Origin of the sequence: Duganella sp. LjRoot269 (assembly GCF_964254095.1) — a bacterium.
GTDB classification, from domain to species: Bacteria; Pseudomonadota; Gammaproteobacteria; order Burkholderiales; family Burkholderiaceae_D; genus Rugamonas; species Rugamonas hordei.
In genome coordinates this window covers 130,792-151,583 of the sequence record NZ_CAXUSL020000002.1, presented here as the reverse complement: position 1 = coordinate 151,583, position 20,792 = coordinate 130,792, and the positions used below count along the sequence as shown (strand labels likewise).

24 protein-coding genes are annotated in these 20,792 nt (G+C 59.6%); 5 read left to right on the top strand and 19 right to left on the bottom strand.

Annotated elements, in window-relative coordinates; genetic code table 11:
• Window positions 1–41: 41 nt before the first annotated feature.
• Together ACSQ3S_RS33440 and ACSQ3S_RS33435 are read right to left on the bottom strand one after the other, a co-directional pair.
• The gene (locus ACSQ3S_RS33440; RefSeq protein ID WP_436145272.1) at window positions 42–599 is read right to left on the bottom strand and encodes a hypothetical protein; all 558 of its coding nucleotides are present in this window, start codon (window positions 597–599) and stop codon (window positions 42–44) included.
• Complete coding sequence (locus ACSQ3S_RS33435) at window positions 596–1,021, bottom strand: hypothetical protein (protein ID WP_436145271.1); 426 nt, start codon at window positions 1,019–1,021, stop codon at window positions 596–598. Before ACSQ3S_RS33435 ends, ACSQ3S_RS33440 begins: the two co-directional genes overlap by 4 nt.
• 210 nt (window positions 1,022–1,231) lie before the next feature.
• Between ACSQ3S_RS33435 and ACSQ3S_RS33430 the strand changes: the two genes are divergently transcribed.
• From ACSQ3S_RS33430 to ACSQ3S_RS33420, 3 genes are read left to right on the top strand one after another with little or no spacing between them, the layout of a single operon-like run.
• A complete protein-coding gene (locus tag ACSQ3S_RS33430; RefSeq protein ID WP_436145270.1) occupies window positions 1,232–1,828 on the top strand; it encodes a hypothetical protein in 597 nt (198 codons plus the stop codon).
• A complete protein-coding gene (locus ACSQ3S_RS33425; protein ID WP_436145269.1) occupies window positions 1,815–2,270 on the top strand; it encodes a hypothetical protein in 456 nt (151 codons plus the stop codon). Before ACSQ3S_RS33430 ends, ACSQ3S_RS33425 begins: the two co-directional genes overlap by 14 nt.
• On the top strand, window positions 2,267–2,728 hold the full coding sequence (locus ACSQ3S_RS33420; RefSeq protein WP_436145268.1) for a hypothetical protein: 462 nt from the start codon (window positions 2,267–2,269) through the stop codon (window positions 2,726–2,728). Before ACSQ3S_RS33425 ends, ACSQ3S_RS33420 begins: the two co-directional genes overlap by 4 nt.
• Before the next feature lie 351 nt (window positions 2,729–3,079).
• Here ACSQ3S_RS33420 and ACSQ3S_RS33415 read toward each other — a convergent pair whose 3' ends face one another.
• The 14 genes from ACSQ3S_RS33415 to ACSQ3S_RS33350 all read right to left on the bottom strand — a co-directional run bounded on the left by ACSQ3S_RS33415 (window position 3,080) and on the right by ACSQ3S_RS33350 (window position 16,024).
• Window positions 3,080–3,490, bottom strand: a complete 411-nt coding sequence (locus tag ACSQ3S_RS33415) for a hypothetical protein (protein ID WP_436145267.1) — start codon at window positions 3,488–3,490, stop codon at window positions 3,080–3,082.
• Window positions 3,491–3,610: 120 nt separating this feature from the next.
• The gene (locus ACSQ3S_RS33410; protein ID WP_436145266.1) at window positions 3,611–3,892 is read right to left on the bottom strand and encodes a hypothetical protein; all 282 of its coding nucleotides are present in this window, start codon (window positions 3,890–3,892) and stop codon (window positions 3,611–3,613) included.
• Between the two features lie 865 nt (window positions 3,893–4,757).
• Window positions 4,758–7,910, bottom strand: a complete 3,153-nt coding sequence (locus ACSQ3S_RS33405; protein ID WP_436145265.1) for a hypothetical protein — start codon at window positions 7,908–7,910, stop codon at window positions 4,758–4,760.
• Window positions 7,911–7,956: 46 nt separating this feature from the next.
• Window positions 7,957–8,235 (bottom strand): hypothetical protein, encoded by a 279-nt coding sequence (locus ACSQ3S_RS33400; protein WP_436145264.1) that lies wholly within the window; start codon window positions 8,233–8,235, stop codon window positions 7,957–7,959.
• Entirely contained in the window at window positions 8,210–9,493 is a 1,284-nt protein-coding gene (locus tag ACSQ3S_RS33395) for a hypothetical protein (RefSeq protein ID WP_436145263.1), read from the bottom strand. Before ACSQ3S_RS33395 ends, ACSQ3S_RS33400 begins: the two co-directional genes overlap by 26 nt.
• A 32-nt stretch (window positions 9,494–9,525) precedes the next feature.
• Complete coding sequence (locus ACSQ3S_RS33390; protein ID WP_436145262.1) at window positions 9,526–10,215, bottom strand: HNH endonuclease; 690 nt, start codon at window positions 10,213–10,215, stop codon at window positions 9,526–9,528.
• Window positions 10,216–10,228: 13 nt separating this feature from the next.
• On the bottom strand, window positions 10,229–10,603 hold the full coding sequence (locus tag ACSQ3S_RS33385; protein ID WP_436145261.1) for a DUF6750 family protein: 375 nt from the start codon (window positions 10,601–10,603) through the stop codon (window positions 10,229–10,231).
• 65 nt (window positions 10,604–10,668) lie between these two features.
• The gene (locus ACSQ3S_RS33380; protein WP_436145260.1) at window positions 10,669–11,175 is read right to left on the bottom strand and encodes a hypothetical protein; all 507 of its coding nucleotides are present in this window, start codon (window positions 11,173–11,175) and stop codon (window positions 10,669–10,671) included.
• Window positions 11,176–11,196: 21 nt separating this feature from the next.
• On the bottom strand, window positions 11,197–12,300 hold the full coding sequence (locus tag ACSQ3S_RS33375) for a hypothetical protein (protein WP_436145259.1): 1,104 nt from the start codon (window positions 12,298–12,300) through the stop codon (window positions 11,197–11,199).
• A 12-nt stretch (window positions 12,301–12,312) separates the two neighbouring features.
• A complete protein-coding gene (locus tag ACSQ3S_RS33370; RefSeq protein ID WP_436145258.1) occupies window positions 12,313–13,638 on the bottom strand; it encodes a hypothetical protein in 1,326 nt (441 codons plus the stop codon).
• Between the two features lie 8 nt (window positions 13,639–13,646).
• Window positions 13,647–14,771 carry a DotH/IcmK family type IV secretion protein gene (locus tag ACSQ3S_RS33365; protein WP_436145257.1) on the bottom strand — a complete coding sequence of 375 codons (1,125 nt, stop codon included), beginning with the start codon at window positions 14,769–14,771 and terminating at the stop codon, window positions 13,647–13,649.
• Window positions 14,772–14,782: 11 nt separating this feature from the next.
• Complete coding sequence (locus ACSQ3S_RS33360) at window positions 14,783–15,064, bottom strand: hypothetical protein (protein WP_436145256.1); 282 nt, start codon at window positions 15,062–15,064, stop codon at window positions 14,783–14,785.
• A gap of 41 nt (window positions 15,065–15,105) precedes the next feature.
• A complete protein-coding gene (locus ACSQ3S_RS33355; RefSeq protein ID WP_436145255.1) occupies window positions 15,106–15,771 on the bottom strand; it encodes a DotI/IcmL/TraM family protein in 666 nt (221 codons plus the stop codon).
• The gene (locus ACSQ3S_RS33350; protein ID WP_436145254.1) at window positions 15,764–16,024 is read right to left on the bottom strand and encodes a hypothetical protein; all 261 of its coding nucleotides are present in this window, start codon (window positions 16,022–16,024) and stop codon (window positions 15,764–15,766) included. Before ACSQ3S_RS33350 ends, ACSQ3S_RS33355 begins: the two co-directional genes overlap by 8 nt.
• 277 nt (window positions 16,025–16,301) lie before the next feature.
• Between ACSQ3S_RS33350 and ACSQ3S_RS33345 the strand changes: the two genes are divergently transcribed.
• The gene (locus ACSQ3S_RS33345) at window positions 16,302–16,844 is read left to right on the top strand and encodes a hypothetical protein (protein WP_436145253.1); all 543 of its coding nucleotides are present in this window, start codon (window positions 16,302–16,304) and stop codon (window positions 16,842–16,844) included.
• Between the two features lie 38 nt (window positions 16,845–16,882).
• On the opposite strand, the gene ACSQ3S_RS33340 is transcribed toward ACSQ3S_RS33345, so the two are convergent.
• Both ACSQ3S_RS33340 and ACSQ3S_RS33335 read right to left on the bottom strand, forming a co-directional pair.
• Window positions 16,883–17,710 (bottom strand): hypothetical protein, encoded by an 828-nt coding sequence (locus ACSQ3S_RS33340; RefSeq protein ID WP_436145252.1) that lies wholly within the window; start codon window positions 17,708–17,710, stop codon window positions 16,883–16,885.
• Between the two features lie 28 nt (window positions 17,711–17,738).
• Window positions 17,739–19,496 (bottom strand): hypothetical protein, encoded by a 1,758-nt coding sequence (locus ACSQ3S_RS33335; RefSeq protein WP_436145251.1) that lies wholly within the window; start codon window positions 19,494–19,496, stop codon window positions 17,739–17,741.
• A 149-nt stretch (window positions 19,497–19,645) separates the two neighbouring features.
• On the opposite strand from ACSQ3S_RS33335, the gene ACSQ3S_RS33330 reads away from it, so the two are divergent.
• Complete coding sequence (locus ACSQ3S_RS33330; protein ID WP_436145250.1) at window positions 19,646–20,005, top strand: hypothetical protein; 360 nt, start codon at window positions 19,646–19,648, stop codon at window positions 20,003–20,005.
• Window positions 20,006–20,062: 57 nt separating this feature from the next.
• On the opposite strand, the gene ACSQ3S_RS33325 is transcribed toward ACSQ3S_RS33330, so the two are convergent.
• Window positions 20,063–20,317: a hypothetical protein gene (locus ACSQ3S_RS33325; RefSeq protein WP_436145249.1), complete on the bottom strand. Its 255-nt coding sequence runs from the start codon at window positions 20,315–20,317 to the stop codon at window positions 20,063–20,065.
• Between the last annotated feature and the right edge of the window lie 475 nt (window positions 20,318–20,792).

The following is a 20,792-nucleotide window of genomic DNA, read 5'->3' as shown; positions in this document are numbered from 1 at the left end:
GACCTGGGCCGGCGGCGCCATGTTCTGGATAACCGGCATATCTAGCCCAATACCCACAGCGCGCGGCGCAAAATCCACAGCCGAGGCCGCTTCACAATTTGCCCGAGGCTCCAGAGCGCACGCTCCTCCAGTTGGGTATAGAGGCAAGCAGTTTTTACGCAGGCGGCAACCAGGTACAGCGATGCGGCGCTACCAAAGACGAATGGGCGCAGGCCGAACTTCACTGTCAAGCCCAGCGACAGTACAACGGTGAAAATCAACAGGCAGTATCGGAACATGTGGCTCTTGGCGAGCGCGCCCATTTCCTTCTCGATTGCCTCTTCCGTCCAGCCCAGCGCATTGGCCATATAGACGAACCGATCGTGCTCTTCCAACTGCAACACGAGGTCCCGACCTTCAGCCTCCAGCTCGTAGCGCTTGCGGTCGATATCGGAGAGCTCGTTGATGGCCTGCGCATCGCGGGTTTTGCCGCGGCGCGCCATCTGGTAAATGCGCACCAGCGAGTCCCTGGTGCTGACAATCTGGCGGAACGCGTGGACAGGAAATACTGCCCACAAAATTCCCTTGCCGACTACTCGCATCTTTTGACGTACGGTCATTGGCCACCTTCAAATTGTTGTTGATACTGCTTGACGTCCAAGGCCAGTTGCCGGATCCGGGTCGGCGCCAGCAACTCGGATAAATTCACAGCACGAAGCACTCGCGCCAAGATCGCTTTCGTCTGAGGCATGTGCACCAGCAAACCGACATCCTTTTTGGCGATGGTGCGCACCAGGGAGCGCACCTCTTGGGAAGGCAAATTGTCGATCAGGCACCCGTCGATCACCCCGAGGGCCAGCGCCAAACGCTCATTGATTGGTGCCGACACGATCATGTTGGTCAGGCCATCGCACATGTTCGAGATATTGATCATCTCGTCCTCCGAGCCACGATACGGCTCGGCGTACACCACCTCGAACTGTTTCGAAGACAGCAGTGCGTTGACAGCAGCCTCGCCCATGGCATCGACCACTTTCTGCACAGGATCCGGACGCTCAACCTTGGACGCAAATCGACGGGGGCTCGAAGATGACATATTTGATAATAATTAGATAATTGAGGTCAAAGCGTTGGTTTTTCAAAACGCTCTGTTGTGCCGTATTGTAGCTATAATACGTGACAACACACAAGAAACAAAGTAAGCTCTCACCAAATTTCAGAGGGGTTTTCGCTCGCTTAAAGCTGGTCGCACATGATTGAACCACGTACGCTTTTAGATAAATTCCCGGGCGAAGCGCTGCAACTGCAGCCGCCCGATCTTCTTTGCACTCAACTGGTCGCAATGGCACACCAGGGATTTGACACCACAACATTAATAGGGATGCAAGACACTGCATTCGCATCGGCCGCCCAGTACGTTCTGCATGCGGACGCGAAGGGTGTAAGCGTGAATGACGCGAGAATGGAGAGCCTACTCAGCCAATATGTCGGACCGACTGCGGCGCACCCGATTACTGCGGACATCGTTGCCGCCTACATGAGCAGCGCGAAACTGCAGCACCAGATTGGCGCGCGGCAGTTGCTCGCGGATGCGGTTGACATGGCGCATATCGCCATTCACGCAGATAGCAGCGCCGCTCTGCTGCGGGATGGGTGGGTTCGCGGTAGTTTGGATCGACTTCTGGAGCACGCCGGCGGCGCCGGCGCCACAATGCCAATGTTCGCAAGCGAGCAACGTCTCGCCGTAGATCGACTGGTTTCACAATATCCGGCGCTGGCTCCGGCGCTCGATAATCAGGAACGCGATGCTGACGATGAAGTAGAGGCAGGTGACTATGCGCCCCGGTAACGCATCCGATATTCAAATTGCCGGGTTTGGCTTCGTCGACTACTTCATCGATGGCTCGCTGCAGCGGCTGCCGGTCCAATTCATTCGCTGTGGCCAGGCGACCTGGGCCCGCCTCGGGCAACTGCGGCATGCGCCATCTTATATTCGGGTGACTGCCACGATGCGGGCCGAGACCATGGGCGATATGGGAAAGGTCACCCAGCGCTATGAATCCGAGCTCCAGGCTGTACTCGCGGACGCCAAAAGCTGGACCCGCTGCCTGTTTTCCAGCTCGTCCTCGCTGACGCTATTCCGAGCTCTCCATGGCATCCGTATGCGTGGTCTATCAGTCGCGGACGCCGTTTCCGCGGCCGAGCAGCTCGTCGTTAAACTCGATCAAAGTGAGTACGCTGCTATCCAGGGAATCGCTACGTTCTACGCCAATGAGCTGGTGCACGCATGACGACCCCGACAACGACCACAGAACAGAAGCACGAGGCCGCGCTGGAGGCGGACACGCCGGCCGACACCAGGTTCAGCGCACTCTGGTCACAGCTCTTCGGCGGTGCGCCTTTACAGGTCTACTTCGCGGACAGCGAACTTAATGCGAGGGTCTACACGCTGGACGCTGAGTCGGGGTACAAGGTTCAGCATAAGAGGATTGGAGGACGCTTTCCTGTGAGTGAACAGGACGAAGAGGGCAGCAAGCGGCTGGCGTTCCCCAAGAAGGCCCGCAAGGGCGAGAGCCACGGCCGCGCCGAACTGTCGGAAGAAGACGTCGTCACTATTCGCGCATGGGCAGCCGAGTACATCAGCAAGGGTCAGACACCTCCTTGGACGGCAAAAGCCAAGGAATACGGTGTCAGCAACGGCGCACTTCGCGACCTGGTCGCACGCCGCACTTGGCGCCATATCCCTTAGAGGCAATTCCGGGCAGCCAGGTCACGCTCCGCGCGGATCAACATCAGCCTGGCGATGTCGATCCAGGTGTTTCTCAGGACCACATTCGTGCTCAGCCCTGAAAAGCGCGCGACGCGCGAAACAGGCATTTCGAACGCCGTGTTTAAAGGCGGTCTCAGCATACGCCAGCAGCATACCGCGGGCGATGTGCCCACGTGCAGTGGGTAGCTTCTCGTGCGGAGACTTCCCCTCCTTGAGCTCGCGCCGGAACCTGTTCAATGAACGGCGAATCGCTAGCAGGTTAAGAATCTCCATCGCAACGGCACGACGCAGTGCCTGTACTTGTTTAGTTCGCATCGGGCCTTCTTCTGGTTATTGATCGTTCGCCAATGCAGCTGACGCTGCTGCATCCTTGCTGTTAAAACGAGTGATCGCTGCGGCGATCAAACGCAACTTTTCATTCTGACTAATTCGATCGTTTCGCATGCATGAAGCAATCGAACCAATCGCATTTACTGCCCGGCGTACCAGCTGCTGCTCCTGCTCGAGCTCGAGCACCGGCCCCCGGATTTTGTGGACAGGATTAGCGAATACCTTGCCATGATCCCAGTCCATCCCAAGCGTGAAACTCTCGATCGGAACAGCGGGCTTCGCGCCGATCAAGACCTGTCCCGATTCATAGGGCACCACCAAGCGGAGCTTGCGCTCCGACTGCGCGACAATTGATGACAGGTGCTCCACCGCTTGTTCTACCGTCAGGCCAAGATTGCCAGTTTTTTCCATTTGAATTCCTCTATGCGCGCGACTTTGGGTCACACACGCATTATGGCAAACATCCCTTCCCTCTCACAACGACAAGCTCACAAACTGGTCCTGCGGTCCGGCGCCCTACCACCTCCTAGATCACCATCGAGTTGACTGTGGCGCGAACCAAGCCCGGGCGCCTTCCTGCTGCTGGCCGGCGCCGCCGGCGCCGGGCCCACGCCAACGCCTAATCACCGCCAGATCCTCGATCGCCGCCGACGCCCGCAGCGCGGCGCCGGCCACGGCCATCACCAGCTGCAGCACCAGGTCGACGGCCGCCGCCATGCACGCGCCGCCGGCGCGCTGCGGTGCCGGCGCTGGCCAGCACCACGCCCAGGCGAGCACCAGCTTCTGGCCGGCCGCCACCGGCGCTGCGCCCACGCCAACACCTGATCACCGCCAGATCCCCGATCGCAACCGACGCGCACAGCGCGGCGCTGGCCACGGCCATCACCAGCTGCTAGCCCACCTGCTCCGCCAGCTCGGCGCCCGGCCGGCGCCTCCTTCACCTGCAGCACCAGGTCGACGTCGGCCGCCGTGCACGCGCCGCCGGCGCACCGCGGTGCCGGCGCTGGCCAGCACCACGCCCAGGCGCGCACCAGCTGCTTGCCGGCCGCCACCGGCGCCGCGTCCACGCCAACACCTGGTCACCGCCAGATCCCCGATCACCACCAGCTGCTGGCCCGCCTGCTGCTCCGCCAGCTCAGCGCCCGGCCGGCGGCTCCATCACTTGCAGCACGGGGTCGACCGTGGCCACCATGATCGTGTCGTTCACCGGCCGGCTCTATTCCGGGGCGAGCTCCTCCTCGTCTTCGATAGATGCACGTAGGCGCGAGATTGGCAGCCCGGTGACCTCGTGAATACGAATCAGGAGTAGAACCCCCACACCTCGCCCATGGCGAATCTTGCTGATGAGCGAAGGGAGTACTTCGAGCTGCCTACAAAGCTCTGCGTCATTCGCTACGCGCATGTATGTGCTTAGTGCATCCAAAAACCGTCCGCCGTCGCCCACGACTATGCGAGAGTCCGGACGCCGCTGGCACTTCGGTTCGTAGGATCCAGCATTTGAATCAGTTTGAATCTCGATTTTTTCAGTCATAACCTTGGCGTGTACGCGCCCCAAACCTGCCCAATATTTAGGCACGCCGATAGATCTGTGGAAACTAGGGCTAGTCGGGAGAGAAACGTCGAAGATATCCCCAGAAACTGTGGATATCTTCGACGTGGACATTGAGGGAGTTCCCAATTAGGCGGCTTGTAAGTGGCCTTTGCGCAGCGTCTCGTGGTACTTACCCGCCAACTCGTCTGCCACAATCGACGTGATCGTCGCCATCTTTTCGCCCTGGCGCTCAGCGCCTTGGTGCCGTCGGCGCTGCTCGAGATACGAAGCTGCAGATCCAGTTGGGAACTCCTTGGCCAAGAACTTCACGGCCTCGGTTTCTCCAACACGCTCCTCCATCTCCGCTCGAAGCGGCGAATCATTGTCGTCCGTCGTATAGCACCACGCCTCGATCGGTCCGACCTCGTTGTCAACCACGGCCGTGACCATTCCATCGCGCAGACGGAACCAAAGCCAGATTCGCCCCTGACGATCCAGACCGTTGCGCAGAATGTCCAAGTCAGTGGCGGACAATGCCAGCTCTTTGTGCGCATGCAAGTTGTGCGCCTCGGCCTGCTGACCAACGACCATCACGGTCGTCATGCCGGCCAGGATTTCTTCTGGATAGTCGGTGATGTACTGCGTCACGAAGTTCAGGTAGATCTTGAACTTCCGGGTTTCCCGTGTTTCTTTGGCATTCAGACCAACCAGCCCTTTCACCGCTTTGACATTGTGCCACTCGTCGTAGGTCAGAACCTTCGGGGTCTGCTGTATTTCACGGACGCGGCGAATCTGATAGTCCTTATATTGCGGTCGGGCCAGCATCGTGATCTCGTCCACGTCGAGGAAGAAATTGCGGGCACCGAGGTGACGTGCATAGAGGTACATCATGCCGGCGAATTCCACTCCGCTGGAGGAGCTCGCGCCCAGAACGTTCTGCAGGTCAATCACCGCGATCCGCGCGTTATCGAGGTCTTTGCGGGTCACGCCTGCGATGACTGGGAATTCGGTCGAAGCATTAAGCAACGCACGGGTCGCCTTATCCAGCAGCAGTTCGTCACCGACCTTGGCACTGGCATAGACCCGCCGAATCCGGTCGCTGTTGACGACGCGGGTCATGTCTTCGAGCATCGGAACGGCGTAGCGCTGCGCGATGCGCGCTGCCTCGATGCGACCAGCAGCAAACAGGGCGTCGACAACCTCGAAAACGGTCGGACTACGGGTCTGCGGCGCCTTGTACCCGATCTCGCCCAACTCCCTGCTGACACGCTCGTCGATCGAATCCTGCCATATTTTGGCGTCCGTCGAATCTGGCCCGAACATCCGATATGCTTCCTGGATCAGGGCATTGATAAAGGTTGACGTCTCGTCGCCCAGACCCTTGAAGATCACTTCGTACACGGCGATCAGGAAGTCCATCTCCGCTCCGGTCGGCTTGACGCAGCCCAACTGCAAATCGTGCGGGTTGACGCAATACGCCGCTTCATTGAGCACTTTGAAGTAGACCAGCTGGCTATGAAGTTCTTTAGGCAGCACAGTGCGCAGATGTCGGAGGAACCCCTTACCGGAATACCCGACGTCGATGTAGGCCCCATATGGCAGCTGCTGGGCGCCAGGCGTCAACGAGAGGCAGTACATAATCCTGTTCAGCAAGAACGACTTACCGGAGCCAGACGGCGCACAGAGACCCGTTACGAACGACGCATGCTTGCGTGAGCCGATCTGCACAGGGTAGATGACGCCATCGCTGGTCTTGAACTGCAGCTGACCAAAGTCCCAGGGCGAAGCCGGCCGCATGATTGGAGACATGTAGATCACGTCGGCCAGGGGCGCAGGAACAATTGGCGCGCAGCTGGTGGCGGTATATTCTGGAATGGCGGACAGCCGCGCAATATCGGGCTGCCCGGTTTCATAAGAGGCCTGCATGCTGCCCCAGCTGCGCACCGCAAGGTCCAGCTCGAGTAGCGCACTTTCAGCCTTCTGCTTGTTTCGGGACCAGGTCGAAAACGACACGCGAAGTCCGATGATCGGATCCGTCGTACCCGCCTGCTCCTCATGCGCTCGCAGCTCCTTATATGCATCACGGATCTGGCGATTGGTCGCGTTCAAGGGCGCAAGGAAAGAGTTCAGCACCTGGTTTAAGCGATTGTATGCAAGCCCGTTGGGGAATATTTCATAGGAGATGCTGATCGGAATGCCGACGCCACGTACCTTTGCCATCAAGGCTGAGAATATTGTTTGCGATGGCAGTTTTCGAGGTGACACCGGACCGATCTCCATCACGGCCGTGCCATACCAGGTGTGACCCAGGGTCGCAGTCTCATAGTTATCAATATGGCCGACCACCTTCCGGTTCAGCACCTGCATGCCAAGCGACAGCGGCGTCGGCGCCCCCTTGTTCGACGAGGCGGAAAGGATGCCGCCCTCTTGCCCGGCCATACGCGCCGTCCAGCTTGGCTGATACGGGATCTCTCGATCCCCAAAGCGGCGAACACGTTCAAACGCCTCGCGCACCGCCATAAGCTGCATCGACAGACCGATGTTGCGGCTGTTGAAGTCGCTCAGCAGCGTCTTCACGATGCCCTCATGCCGCTGCAGGATCGCTGGGCTCCGGCTCAATAATATTTGCCCGAATGGAGTCTGGAGCGCCAAGGGCATGTTCTTGACGCCCTTACCGCTCTCCATGATCTTTTTAATCATGTTCTGATACTGCTCGGTCACCCGCTTGTGCTCGTCTTTGCGCAGCGCGGTCATGTGCGTTCGGACGGTCAACAGAGTCATTTCCTCCGCGGCGCCGATAGCCAAACGAGAACCAAGGTCGCGGCGATACGACTCTGCATCGCCGCCCAGGCGCTTGGCGGTCGCAAGCATCGGGGCGATCTTCTGTTCGAACACCTGAGAAGCAGTTTCCGGATCATGCAGGAAATACATCCCGAACGAGTACGAACTCTTGTTTCCGCCAGCCATGTACGCGGCCACCTTCGCTGACACGAGATCGGCCATGCGCGCCGTATCGTTCTCGCGCATGTTGGTGCGTGCGCCGCGGACCAGGAGGAACGACACCAGCGTGCCATCCGCCATTTCCAGCGAATACGGCTCAGGCATCGGCGTGTCCTCCTCGCGCGCCGCCGCGTCCGTCCGGGGAATGTGGCTGTCCTGCAGCAGCTCGCTGATATAGGTCCCGTTGTCCAGTCGTTGCGACGGCGCCACGGCCCCGCGCCACTGGCAGTGCATTTCGGCGCTACCGCCGCCGAGGGAGTCATGGATCATTTCAGCGGCGGCGAGGAAGAGATTATTCATCTGGTAGGCAATTCAGTCGTTATAGGGACAAGGGCATACGTTTTGTTCAAGGCGTTGGTGACGCCTCACTGCTGCCGATTTCGACCTGGCGCTCCTCGGCCATTTGCTTCAATGCCGGCAGAACGTTCGGCAAGCGGAGCACCTCGACGATCTTCGGATCCTTCTTCGCTGCGACAGTGATAATCTCGGTCAAACGACGCACCCGGCTCAGCGGATCGAGATTGAACAGGTTGTCCATCTCCGACGTGAGCTCCAGGGGCAGGCGCCAAACGATCTGGCCGATAGCCCGATCGACCGGGTCAATAGGAATGATCGGGGCTGGCATAGCCGAACTCCTGCATGATTGCGTTCCACCGTGGCATGGTGAAATCCATACCAATTGCGAGCTGTTCAAGTTCTTTGAGGCGGTTACGATCGACCATGACGATGACTGAGCCGTTTCCGTATCCGGAAACCGGAAACCCGAGCTTTTGCATCTCCAACGCGGCTTCGAAGCAAACCGCTCGATCGTGTGCACGCAACCAGGTACCAAACACATCGTTCTCGCTCGACTGTGTCAACCTCGAGTACTTGGGCGCCACGAGGGCTTGCCAATGCACATACGAGACGATGCCGGCACCTGGCAGTGCCTTGACCAGGCGATCGCCCGCCAGCAGCTCTGGTAGCTGGCACCCGGACGGCAACGGCATCCGGGTTACCGACACCAGGTAGGACTGGACATGAACGCGGGCGAATCGGCTGATCCAACGGTATTCGACGTCGGTCATCCAGCCGCGCTTCGCGCGTTTGCTGGTGGCGCCGACACCGAACGCGATCAGGTTGGCCACCTCCGCCGGCACGCCGTCGAACTCGACCACGCCCTGAATGAGCGAGGGCGGGAAAGTGCCTGCCATCACAGCCTCATGATCAAATCCGACGTCAGACATTGCGTGCGACCAGCCAGAGTCGGGTACAGGATTGCTCAGCAGCCATTCAGCGTACGGCATCCGGTTAAAGCGCAGGCGGACGCGCACGGTGTTGTCGCGAAATGGTTGGTATTGCGAAGACCAACTCTGATAGGCCGACGCCAGTTTTTGCAGGAGTAACTCCTTGGCCTGCGGCGCATTTGGAAGCACTTTGCTCAGTGTCACAACCAGCGTGTCGTCCTGTAGATTTCGCAAGGGGTCGTCCAACCCATAGGCCTCAACCGCGACGCGAACCGCATTCTGCACATACGTCACCAACTGCTGCCCGCCGGTGCGCGCGTGCTGTCCATCGATACGAATGCCAAAATCCGTCGCGAGCTCGTCGAGCCTGAGGCCCAGGTATCCCGTGCGCCGGACATGGTGCAGCTGCGCTTGCCCCATTTTGCGAAAGTCGCCCCAGTCACCTGACGACACCCACATCGCGTCGTTGGGCAGATCCAGTAAGCCGCGAACACGCCAAGCCTCCCGGCCAGGTAAGAAGGCCCAGCCCTCTCCCAGATTGTTTTTATTGTCGTGCAAGACTATGCCCACGGAGAGATTGGCCGCGACCTCCCGAGCCGTCGGCTTCGGCTCCGCCAGCGCCGCGCTTCGCACTGCTCTTGAACCAGTTTCGAACATCCCAACCTTCCTCTTTTTGTGCTGCTTTTTTTTTAATTCTGCCGAGCGCCCAGGCGGCGGGCCGCAATCGACGCCCAGGAATCAAGTGGCAGCGAAACAAATTCAGCTGCAAACTTCTTCGCCTGCTTCACGACCACACCGATCGAGAAAACGACGCGCAGGCCTTCCATCGGCATGGCGCGCTGCTCGTACTCCGGGAGTGTGATCTCCTTCAGCGCGATCGCGAAATGCGCAACCTTTGACGATCCCCACGCCGCTTCAATGTACTGCGAATACGGGAGCAGGCTTTCATGTAACGCCTTGGCGTCCGCCTTTTGCTGGTCGCTTGCAGCCGCCGATGTCAGCACATGCCCGATTGTTCTCATCAGATGAGAAAGATCCTTCTGACTGATGTCTGGCAGATAGGCCAGGTGAGACATTCCCCCCGCCAGCTCCGAATCGTCCGTGCGCGTCACCCGGCTGGCCAGCTCTCCGATGTGATTGACCGGGTGACACAACACGCACTCAGGCGTCAAATTCTTCTCGGAGTTATTCGCATGGTTGCAATCGTTGTGGTGCACCTCCATACCGTCCACCGATTTGACCCCACAGCCCTGGCAGACGTAACCAGCCCGCTGCAGTGCCGCAGGACGTTTCACCCGATATTCCGCATCCGCCGCCTGGGCCTGCGGATCGTGATCGCGGAATGTATTGCGGCTGACGCCAGGAATGAGCTCGATCATCGGGCCGCCCGGCTTACTGCATGTTTGCAGTCGACGTAGTCGTCGCCGAAGTACCGAGAGCGGTCTGACGCATAGTGTCGCTGGTAACCGTCAGGCTCAGCAGCAGGGCGCCGGCCAGGAATTTGATGCCGATGCCCTTCCAGGTCACATCTTCACCACCGCGGTTGTTCGACTTCTTGTACATGTCCGTACCGCCCCAAACGATGCCGCAGAGACCCGCCAGGAAGCCGATCCAGATGAGGAACGTCTTCACGGTGGAAAAGTCCGTAATCAGGGAGCGCAGACGATCGAAAATCGTGTCTGCGTGCGCGGGAGTCGACATAGCCAGGCCGACCATCAGCAAGGTCGAAGTAATGGCTGCGAGTTTGCGGGATTTTTGAGTCTTCATTTGATACTTCCTTTCAGTGGTTTTAGTAACTACAACTTCTCGAATCGAAATAGTGGACAAGGCGCTCAGGCTGGCCACCACCTCCACAAATTGACGCCGATGGAACCGGACACGATATAAACGAACGCTGTCCAGCCGGGGTCTTCATGCATGGACCCCGATTGACCGCTGCCATCCGCAGCCTTGACGATCAATCTGGTCCCCTTCAAAATCGCCATCACACCGACCGTCGCCACCCAGGCCAATAGCGTTGCGATGATCATCCGCGGGACGCTCGCCCCGCCGGATGGCATAACCGACATGGCATTGTCGGAACCCATGCCCTGCCCGGTCCACGTCAGTACTTGCATCTGCAAGTAGTCGGACGCGTTGTTGAACAGGCTTCCGACCACAAACCGAGCCGCGATCGACGGCGCCCCGTATTGCCGGCGGGGGTCCGACCACTTCAACATCTTCACGCCTGCCTGGCCGATCAGAAACCACCCGAGCGCCATTGAGCACAGTGCGATGGCGAACTGGCGAACAACGACCGCGCCTTGAGACAGGGTTTCCAAAAATGATTGAATGTCCACCGCAACTTCCTTCTCGTGAGCTTATTGATACTTCACGCCGTTGATCTCCGCATACGCGTTGCCAGCGGCATCCGTACCGATCTTTGCTACCGTACCCAAGCCTGGCACGACCTCTCCTTCAACAACCCGCTTATTGGTACTGCCCATCGACAGCAACGCCGTGGTCACACCCTGGCGGGTGGTGGTGCCTATCACATGGACGTTGTCCAGACTGACCAACGCACCGGCCTGCGGCGTACCGCCAGCACCCGACGCTGCCGGCAATTGACGAGAAATGGGAATAGCTGGTGAGCTGACCGCTGCGCGCGCCACACGCTGAACTTTTGCCCGATGAGATGGCGGAGCAATGTCATTGGCCGCAGCGCGTGGCGTAGTTGGTGCATGCACGGCACCGCCCTGCTCGAGTTTGGCCAGCTTGCGCTCCAGATCGGCAACCCGTTCTGCAAGTTTCGCGTTCTCTGGCAATGCGGCTGCTGGTTGACCGGCATTGTCGGGTACGGACTTACCCTGGTCCCAACCCGTAGAGTTGCTGACCGACGCCAATCCTTGCTTCTGTGCGAGCGCCGGCGGTTGTTTGGGGCCAGCGCTCGACGCCGCAGGCGCAACGGGTGCCGGCGGCGGAGCGGCCGCTGGAGTTTGCGGCACACCAGCTTGTACAGCAGCACCTCCTTGCACCATCGGCGCGCCACCAGGGTTCTGGCCATTCATCGTCGGTGCCTGTACTGCGGCGGCCGCTTGATTGGCATCACCGCCCATCACCATGGCTCCTTCGCCTCCACCTTGTGCTGCGATCATGCCCTGCGGCGCCTGTGTCCCTGCCTGAGGCTGGATTGCCATCGGAGGTGGATGCCCCATCTTCGGCGCAGGTGCTTGGCCACCACCAAGCATGGTGAGAGCGCCTGCCGCTACCACCACCGCACCGAATGCGATCGCGGCTTTCTTGGTCGTCGACATCGACTGCTTGGCTTTCTTCTTACCGGCCGCGGCCCCCTTCAGTTGACCAATCACCGGCTCACCTGTGGTGCCAGTGCCGGTTTGCTGAGAAGCGGCCGCGGTGCCCAGCGGGTCCATATCGGCTGCCGAAACGCCGCTGCCTTCTTCCAGATAAAAGTCCGAACTCATCATCTCTTCCTTTACTTATTTCGAGGTTTTTGTGGTTTGGCCGATCAGGTCGGACTGATAGACCGGCTGCTCGAATACGATGGCGAATGGTTGCCGGACATCGAGCGTGATGTGTCCATCCTGCGGGCCAGTGCGCAGAATTTGAGTTACCTGGTTCGCGCCAGCAGCGATCATCGCCTCGCGCGCTTGCTCTGCGGTTGGCGGCGGTGTCTGCTGAGCGCCAGTTGCCAGACCGCTGGATCCCGGCAAGTTAATGGCGATCACTTGGGTGCCTGTTTGAGCTCGCGCTGTGGCGTACGCTCGCAGGCCTTCGGACAAAATAGGGAACACGAAGCGCTGTATGTAGCGGCCGTCGTAGTTACCTTGCACGACGTCGCCCGATGTGGCCAGATCCACCCCGTAGGCAGACACCTTGATCGGCCGCCCATTGAAATAAACCGTATCGAAGTCGAATTGGACGCCCTGCGTACCGATGCGCTTGGCCGTACCGGTGGCAACCCCGCCAGCGAAAGGCCCCGACAAGATCTTGCTCCGCAGTTTGCCCGGAGTGTCCGTGTCGATCGGCCCCATCGTTTCGGCACCGTATGCCTGCTGGTAAGCGCCAATGACAGGTACCTCGCTTGGATCGTGCCCTGCTTGCGCAGCCTGGCCAGCGCCGTTGGCTGCAACTTGCTGTCCAGGCTGCGCAGCGTTCTGCGTGCCCATGCTGCGGCTATACCTGGACATCGTCTTTGCGCCGCCATCCTGCTGGCCGGCAGCTTTCAGGCCCCAAGCCTGCATCATGAAGTCCATTTGGGTCGCCAGCTGCCCGACTTTCGCGTCCGCAGCGCGGCCTGCCTCGCCGCTCGCTTGCGACGAGGCGCCTTGTTGCTGGTCCAGGCGCTGCTCACCACGCCGCGGCACCTCGCCATTTGCAACGCCAGCAGCCGGCGCCCCATTGTTGTTCGACACCTGCCCTTGACCGTGGCCCAGGGTTACACCGCTTTGCGCCATATCATTACCAAGGGCGCTTTGTCCCTTGGCCTGCGCGTCAGCCAAACGTGCTTGCTCCTGCGCCTGCAAGGTGGCGCGTTCGGTCGTACTCATCATCCCGGTCCCTACTGGCTGTTCATCCTTAGACGGGGTGATCGAAGAGGCTTTGCCTGCTTCTTTGGGCCCGCCGAATACCGACATCAGCACAACCAAGACGATGGCGCTCAGGATCACACTGCCAATAATGATCATATTGCGACGCCCCTTCGGGTCCCAAACGGCTTTGCGTTCAATCACTGGTGCGTTACCGCCAATCGTCGAACTCGCTTGGGGCGCGCCGCCTTCTCCGGCATTGTTTTCTTGTTCCATCAGATGTCCTATTTTTGCTTTACGCCGACGATGGCTGGGATATAGGGAAGATCGAAGACCGCCTCAACTTCACGGCCGTCGACGCCCATGCGCACAACCGAAGTAAGAGGCATCTCGTATATAGCGGTGCCGTCCACGGCCGATTGCCGTTGAAACCAGCCCGGACTAAAGATCGTGTGCGCGGTACGGACGTACAGGTGGTTTTTCCAAAGCCAAACCGACGTGCCCGATACCTGGCGCACCTGCACGTCGACGGCGCCATCTGGCGGAATGCCCATCAAGAAACCCTGCATCTCAGCGACCTGCAGTCCTGTATCGGCCTGGAGGCGGTCCCCAGGAAGCGCCACGCGCGATGGGCTCAGAACAGGAACTACCGCCTGCACTAGGCTGTCGACTTGCTTGCCTGAGTCCCCAACGCGGACCTGAAGGATCAGTGGCGTTTGCACACCGCTCAGTCGAACCATCATCGTGCCCCGACCCGCGATTGACTTCGGTGTAATCTCCAGGGAGGACGAACCGCCTTTCGCCTTGATCTCATCGGTTTCCATGACACTGACTTCAAATGCGTATGAGAAGCTCTTCACGCCGTCGACGATCAACGGATTGCCGGCGCGGTCGACAAAGGTGACGACAGCCCCCATGTTCAATGCCACGTCGACCGTTTCAGGTTTCGCGTTCGGCTCGAAGCTGATGCGCACGATGCGATAGCCTTTGCTCGTGTAAGGTCCACCCGGCACCTCGGACATCGCCCGCGCGCGCTCGATCATTGCCGCCTCGAAACTGCGGATCTCCGCTGGCCCCATTGGAGAAACGCGCTCAAGCGCCTCGCCCTGGTAGTCAATTTTCGGGTTGGGAAGCTCATCACCATTCACCCGCCCACCGCCTTTACGTCCGGCTGGTTGTGCAGCACGGCCCTCAGGGCCATTGCCCGTGGCACTCTCCTGCGGTGGATTCGCCTTCTGCCAATTCGCCTGAGCCTCTTGCTGGGACGGGAAATTTTGCACCACCGGTGCACGCGCAGAGCTTGCGCCTTTCGCAGCGGGTGGCTGCCCGCTGCTCTGCGTACCGTTTTGAGCATATAGAACGGAACTGCAAAGGGCAAAGAAAACTGCCGTGATAGCTTGTTTTCGCATGATGCTCATCTTTAGGAGAAGCTACGGCCGCTCACCAGCGTAATGCTTTGGCGGAAAACGTAGATGGAATACAGGTACTGACGAATAAACCCATTCGGCGCATTTCGAATAGCATCGACCAGGTCAAGGCGCCGGCACACAAACGGGTCGATATCTTCGATCATTTCCGCGAATTCCGGGTGCTGCAATAGAACCTTCTCATGCTCGGATCGACACAGCTCGATCACCACGGCTTCATCGCCCGATGCCATTGAACTCAGCTGCGCCGGGCTCAGTACTTCAAGATCGCTCATAAACCTCACTCCTATCCACTACACGATGCGCTGGCCGGGCGTTACCGCTGACCTTCCCATGGAGCCATCACGACGTTCTGCAGTCGAATTCCATCCGGATGCGAGTCGTAGGAGACACGCACAACATCAGATTGAAATGCATACTCCACTGGCTTCACACCACCTTTGCCGCCACGATAACCGATTGATAAGACACCCTGCACATAGAACGCGTTGCGTGCTATGCCACCGGAGCTTGTCGTACCCCGGTTATTGATAAATGGCTGAATCACAAACGTTCCAGCCAGATTCACATCTTCTTTCTTCATCCGCGCCAGGAACGGCTCCATCATCTTGCGCACGGAATCGCTACCGCCGCCGGTGAAGCAATCCCCGATCGCACGCTGGACGGTCGTTTGATAATTGTGGAAGGCGTGATTGAACAACTCGTTCATGCAGTCCCCTACCATCCGCGTGATTTTCGCATCCGGCGGGTCGTTCTTCGTCAGAGAGACCAACGGAATCGCACGCCCGTTGGCGTCCAGACCAATTCGCTCACGCTCTGGCCGCGAAAACATACCGACGGCACCGACAGCGATGGCAATCAAGCCGCCGATTACAGCCAAAGAAATCGCAACTGCTAACTTCCCGTTTTGCGCACGCAGGCGCTCATTCTCCCTTTTCAGGTCGATCCCAAAGAGATCTGCGTCTTCAGCAACATTACTCACCACGACTTCCTTTCTGCACAGCGTGGCCTGCCTGGTCCACGAAATTGAGGGCCCAAGCGCGCCCTGCTGGATCAACTCCAACTACCTCTGCATCTGGCTGAAGCACGTAACCCGCCGCCATGACCACCGCGCCCACAATCATCAAGGCCCCAGCATATGGAGCGAGGACAACGAGAATCCGGTTCAACGAACGCAGACGAACGTATTCCTGATAATCACCGAGCGAATCGTTCGTCAAATCTTCATCGTCCACAGAACCTCTCCACGGTATAAATTCAAGGATTTTGCAGCGGACTCAACGCATACAGATCCGATCTTGGCAGGATCATTCCACAAAGAACTGTAGTGGTCAATTGGCCGTCGATTAGGTGACACCCGCCACCTAACAGCTGCTGCTTGCATACTTTCCCACCAAAGTGCCTCTATCGCAGTAGTTACGTGCTATAGTAACAGAACGGAACAGCGGAGAAAAGAGCAAAAATATTTTTGCGAACGCAGCTGTACCGCATCATTTCGATACTATTTCTATAATGAGTAGCTTCAATAAACGTGAATTTTCGCAATGGATCGCTCGCCGGCTCAATGTGCCAATGGAGGAAGGTGCTCTGCTCTTCGACGCCATCGGCCAGCGCATCGGGGAGTCGGTGGTGGCAGGCGACACTGTCTTCCTGTTTGGCCAAGGGACCCTGAAAATGGTCCGAAGCCGTGGGATCAACCAAGACAAACGCATTCGATACCGCGCCTCGACGCGCGAGGCCTCGGGAGCGGCGACAGTGACCCTCAACGGCATCGCAGGGATCGCCACTGGCACCCTCGATGACGTCGTCGTTGTCAAAAGCGCGTCTGCGGCGGAGCGAGCGATGCTTGTCGGGCGGCCGTGTTTTGCGAATGGTCCGGCCGGCCAACTCACACTCTACACCGACGACGCAGGGCTCCTGCGCTGCGTGATGCGACATTCGCACGCCGCCGTTGAGGAAACCATTGTTGAGACAAAATCCGCCGCGAGAATCTGGATAAGGACAGCCTTCAACCTCATCCAGGTCACGCCTGCGCGAAGCAAAAGCAAGGACTAGCGCGCTGCGCCAGTTCAGCGGCGCTGGCACCACAAGTCCTATCTCAACGGTGAAGGTGAATCGAAGTTATCGCCCTCGTCGTCGCGCGGTGGCGGCGGCACCACCACCGTCACATGTTCCACCGGCTCAAATCCAGAAGCATGCAGTTGAGCCGCGATGCCATCGACGTCACCACCCTTGATAACCGCAGCCTGGACTACATCGCGAACGGCCTCTTCGCTCATCCCCGCGGGCGCAACGATCGACATCATGGTCTCGCCATTCTGCTCGTCGCTCAGATGGACGATGGTCGTTGAACGTTCGCTCCGTTCGCGCTCCTCCTCTTCAACGAGCGCGGCAAAGGCGGCACTGAACTGGAGCGGGTATTTGGCCATGGCCTCTTTGATCGTTGGAGCACCAGCATCGCGCGTCACCTGGGACATTTTTCGAAGCACATCGGCTGCATCCTGCGACTTGACCTCGACGCTTTCGCCGCGGCGCGTGGAAACCCATTTCCAATCAGCTTTGCCAGGCGAAACCGCTTCCTGAAGAGCCGTGTCCACCGCGTCCAAGGCATCGCGGCTCACACTGACGCGCCGCTCGTCCGCCTGATCACTCGCAGTCGACTGTCGCAAAGCAGCGATGCTGTCAACCAAACTTGGCGTCACAGAAGTCTCGGCAGCTATTGCCGGACCGGTTTTGACACTGACGCCTTCAAACGCACCATCGAGCTGCGTCAAGGCATCTTCATAGGGCTGGCCGTCACGCCGCAGGCGGGCGACTTCGTGTGCCCGGCCAACGATCGCCGCCATCTCCGCGGGCGTCAGGTCCAGGTAAGTGGCGCTCACGGCGCCATTGTCGTCAAATCGGCTAAGTTCAATTCGCATGTTGTATCCTCAAAAATTCATTCATCGATCACTTCATCATCGCCGAGTCGCCACAATGTTCACCGTACTCTCGTCCTGGATCAAGCATGGCTGCATCAAGAGGCCCAGCACGTTCTTCATGTCTTTCCGCCATCGCGCGACCACTTGCTTGAGCGCGGACGATCTTTGCGACAAAGTCAGTTGGCGAAACGGCCGATCCGCGGATCCAGCGACACACTGACGACACGTATTCGCTCACCGCCGGGAACAGCTTGGTCAAGATGCTTTGTGCAGCAGCACTCGCTCCGACTGACGTTGCTAGGCCTTCAAGGCGATTGGCCGGCATCAGCCCTTTCCTCCAAAGCGAATACGCGTGCGCCGCCGCCTCCTCCGGGCTGCGCATGGCCTGTTTCGCAGCCGCATGCTCACCATGCGAAAGGAGAAGACGGACGGTCCGCACCAGCAATGGAGATCCGCTGGAGAAGTGTTGCTCGACGTCTTTCCGCTGGCGCGATGTAAAATTGTAGCGGTGGGCAAAGTGAAATGCTTCGTGGTCCAACGCTTTGACTGGGTCCTCAGCGTCAAATGCGATACGCGCGACCTTCCCGATCAACGCCCCGACTGGCCTACCGCTCTCTTGCGCGTCGAGAATCTCACGCACAATCGACACACGCATACGGCTATGAGGGAGGTTATCGTTCGCCCGCAACTGGAGGACCTGCTGCAGTTGGGAGGCCCGCACCGGATCGTACGTCGATCGTTTGACGGTATTGGCATAGGAATAGACCGGCACCTGAGCCACCATCCGCTCACGCATCGAACTGGTCACTGGCATAACCGCCAATCGATGCCCAGTTTGACGCAGCACCAGCTCCTTCAACGCCAGCTCGGCTTCAAACGGCTTCGCGAGCTTCTTCGCGAGGCTCGGAACGATCTTCATGTAGAACTCATTGAGCCCTTCAGCGCCTTGAATCACGCCACCGTTCGCCATGGCCGCACCATTGATCCACGACACCTGGTCGCACTCCAGTTCAACAGCCAATGCCATAGCACGACGTAGGAGAAATGCCGTCCAGTACTCGGTTTCCGTAACCAGCGGCGCCCGCTTATACGCGCCAGCCCAATTGTGCTTCCTGCCTTGCTGCGCCCAATCACTCTGGAGTTCGTGGATGAAAAGGGTTCTCCCGCCATCAAGCGGCAACACTGACCATCGCATATGCGCAAAATCCGCGCGAGCGTCAGGGCACATGTCCTGCAGACTTGCAGAGAAGTGCGTACGCAGCTGCAGCCCTCCCGCGCTGGCCTCCGTCTGCTGATCAAACAGCTGTTCACGCTTGCGATCGAGTCGAAATACTGCGTCGGGGTCTCGGCCCAGTGCGTCGAAGTCAAAGTTCAGCGCAGAGATCGCGTCATCCAAGTCCGCGATCCGATCAGCGAGATCTTCGGTGACGGTCGGGAAATAGAACAGGCTCTCGTTGTAGTCACCGGTGGGTGCCCAGGAATACTGCTGATATTTTGTGTCCTTGCCTGAAAATCGGGCTTCCTTTATAGACGGCAAAGCGTAGGTGACGTATTCCGCCAGTTCCTCGCGGGTGACTTGATTACGCCCCTGCTCGGCCAGCCAAGGAAGCACTTTCGAATCTTCAATTTCGGATTGCTTGATACCCTTCTGCGCAAAGCCCTTGATCACGTGGATCCACTGTTCGGCTTGCAGCCTGGCCTGCTTATAACCCGCGAGTTCCGCGGGTAGGCGCCATGCGAACAGTGGGAGCATGCCGCCCGTTATCTGGAATACTCGTTTGGCCATTTTTTCGAGGAAATCTGTTTGGGAATATGGCTAATGGTGGCACACGGCCGTCGCTCAGTCAGTGCAACCACGCCACAAGGTTAGTTCCGTCCCCGGAGAGCCCTGCACCTCCTCCAGCTGCAGCACCAGGTGGACGTCGACCGCCCGGCATGCGCCGCCGGCGCGCCGCGGTGCCGGCGCTGACCAGCACCACGCCCAGGCGCGCACCAGCTGCTGGCCGGCCGCCACCGGCGCCGCGCCCACGCCAACACCTGGTCACCGCCAGATCCGCTATCGCCACCGGCGCGCGCAGCGCGGCGCTGGCCACGGCCATCACCAGCTGCTGGCCCGCCTGCTCCAGCAGCTCGGCGCCCGGCCGGCGCCTCCTTCAGCTGCGGCACCAGGTCGACCGCGGCAGCCGTGCACGCGCCGCCGGCGCGCTGCGGTACCGACGCTGGCCAGCACCACGCCCAGGCGCGCACCAGCTGCTGGCCGGCCGCCACCGGCGCCGCGCCCACGCCAACACCTGATCACCACCAGGTTCCCGTTCGCCGCCGGCGCGCGCAGCGCGGCGCCGGCCACGGCCATCACCAGCTGCTGGCCCGCCTGCTCCAGCAGCTCGGCACCCGGCCGGCGCCTCCTTCAGCTGCAGCACCAGGTCGACGGCGGCCGCCGCGCACGCGCCGACGGCGCGCCGCGGTGCCGGCGCTGGCCAGCACCACGCCCAGGCGCGCACCAGCTGCTGGCCGGCCGCCACCGGCGCCGCGTCCACGCCAACACCTGATCACCACCAGGTTCCCGTTCGCCGCCGGCGCGCGCAGCGCGGCGCCGGCCACGGCCATCACCAGCTGCTGGCCCGCCTGCTCCAGCAGCTCGGCGCCCGGCCGGCGCCTCCTTCAGCTGCAGCACCAGGTCGACTGCGGCAGCCGTGCACGCGCCCTCCAAAAAGCAAAAAACCTCGACCAGGCAAACGGTCGAGGTTTTTTGCTTTCCACATCCAATCTGACGCTGCTTACGCTTCACGCTAGAATTGAACTATGGGGACCTAAATCACGAAAGAGAGGCCCCACCCTGCGAATGCCAGCGGCAGAATTCCCCCCACCCAGCTCCGTCCCTCGCCGACTTCCATGAAATATAGGCCGGCAAGCACACCACCGCAAATGAGCCCATTTACTCCTACGACGGCCTTCAGCGTGCCGAATGACGACAGGAAGGGAACATACTGGAATAGTGCCAGCAAGATAAGAGCAGTCGTAGACCACGCACCCTCCCAACCAAGTTCCTCCCACAAGCTTCGCTTCTTGTTGCCCATATCTT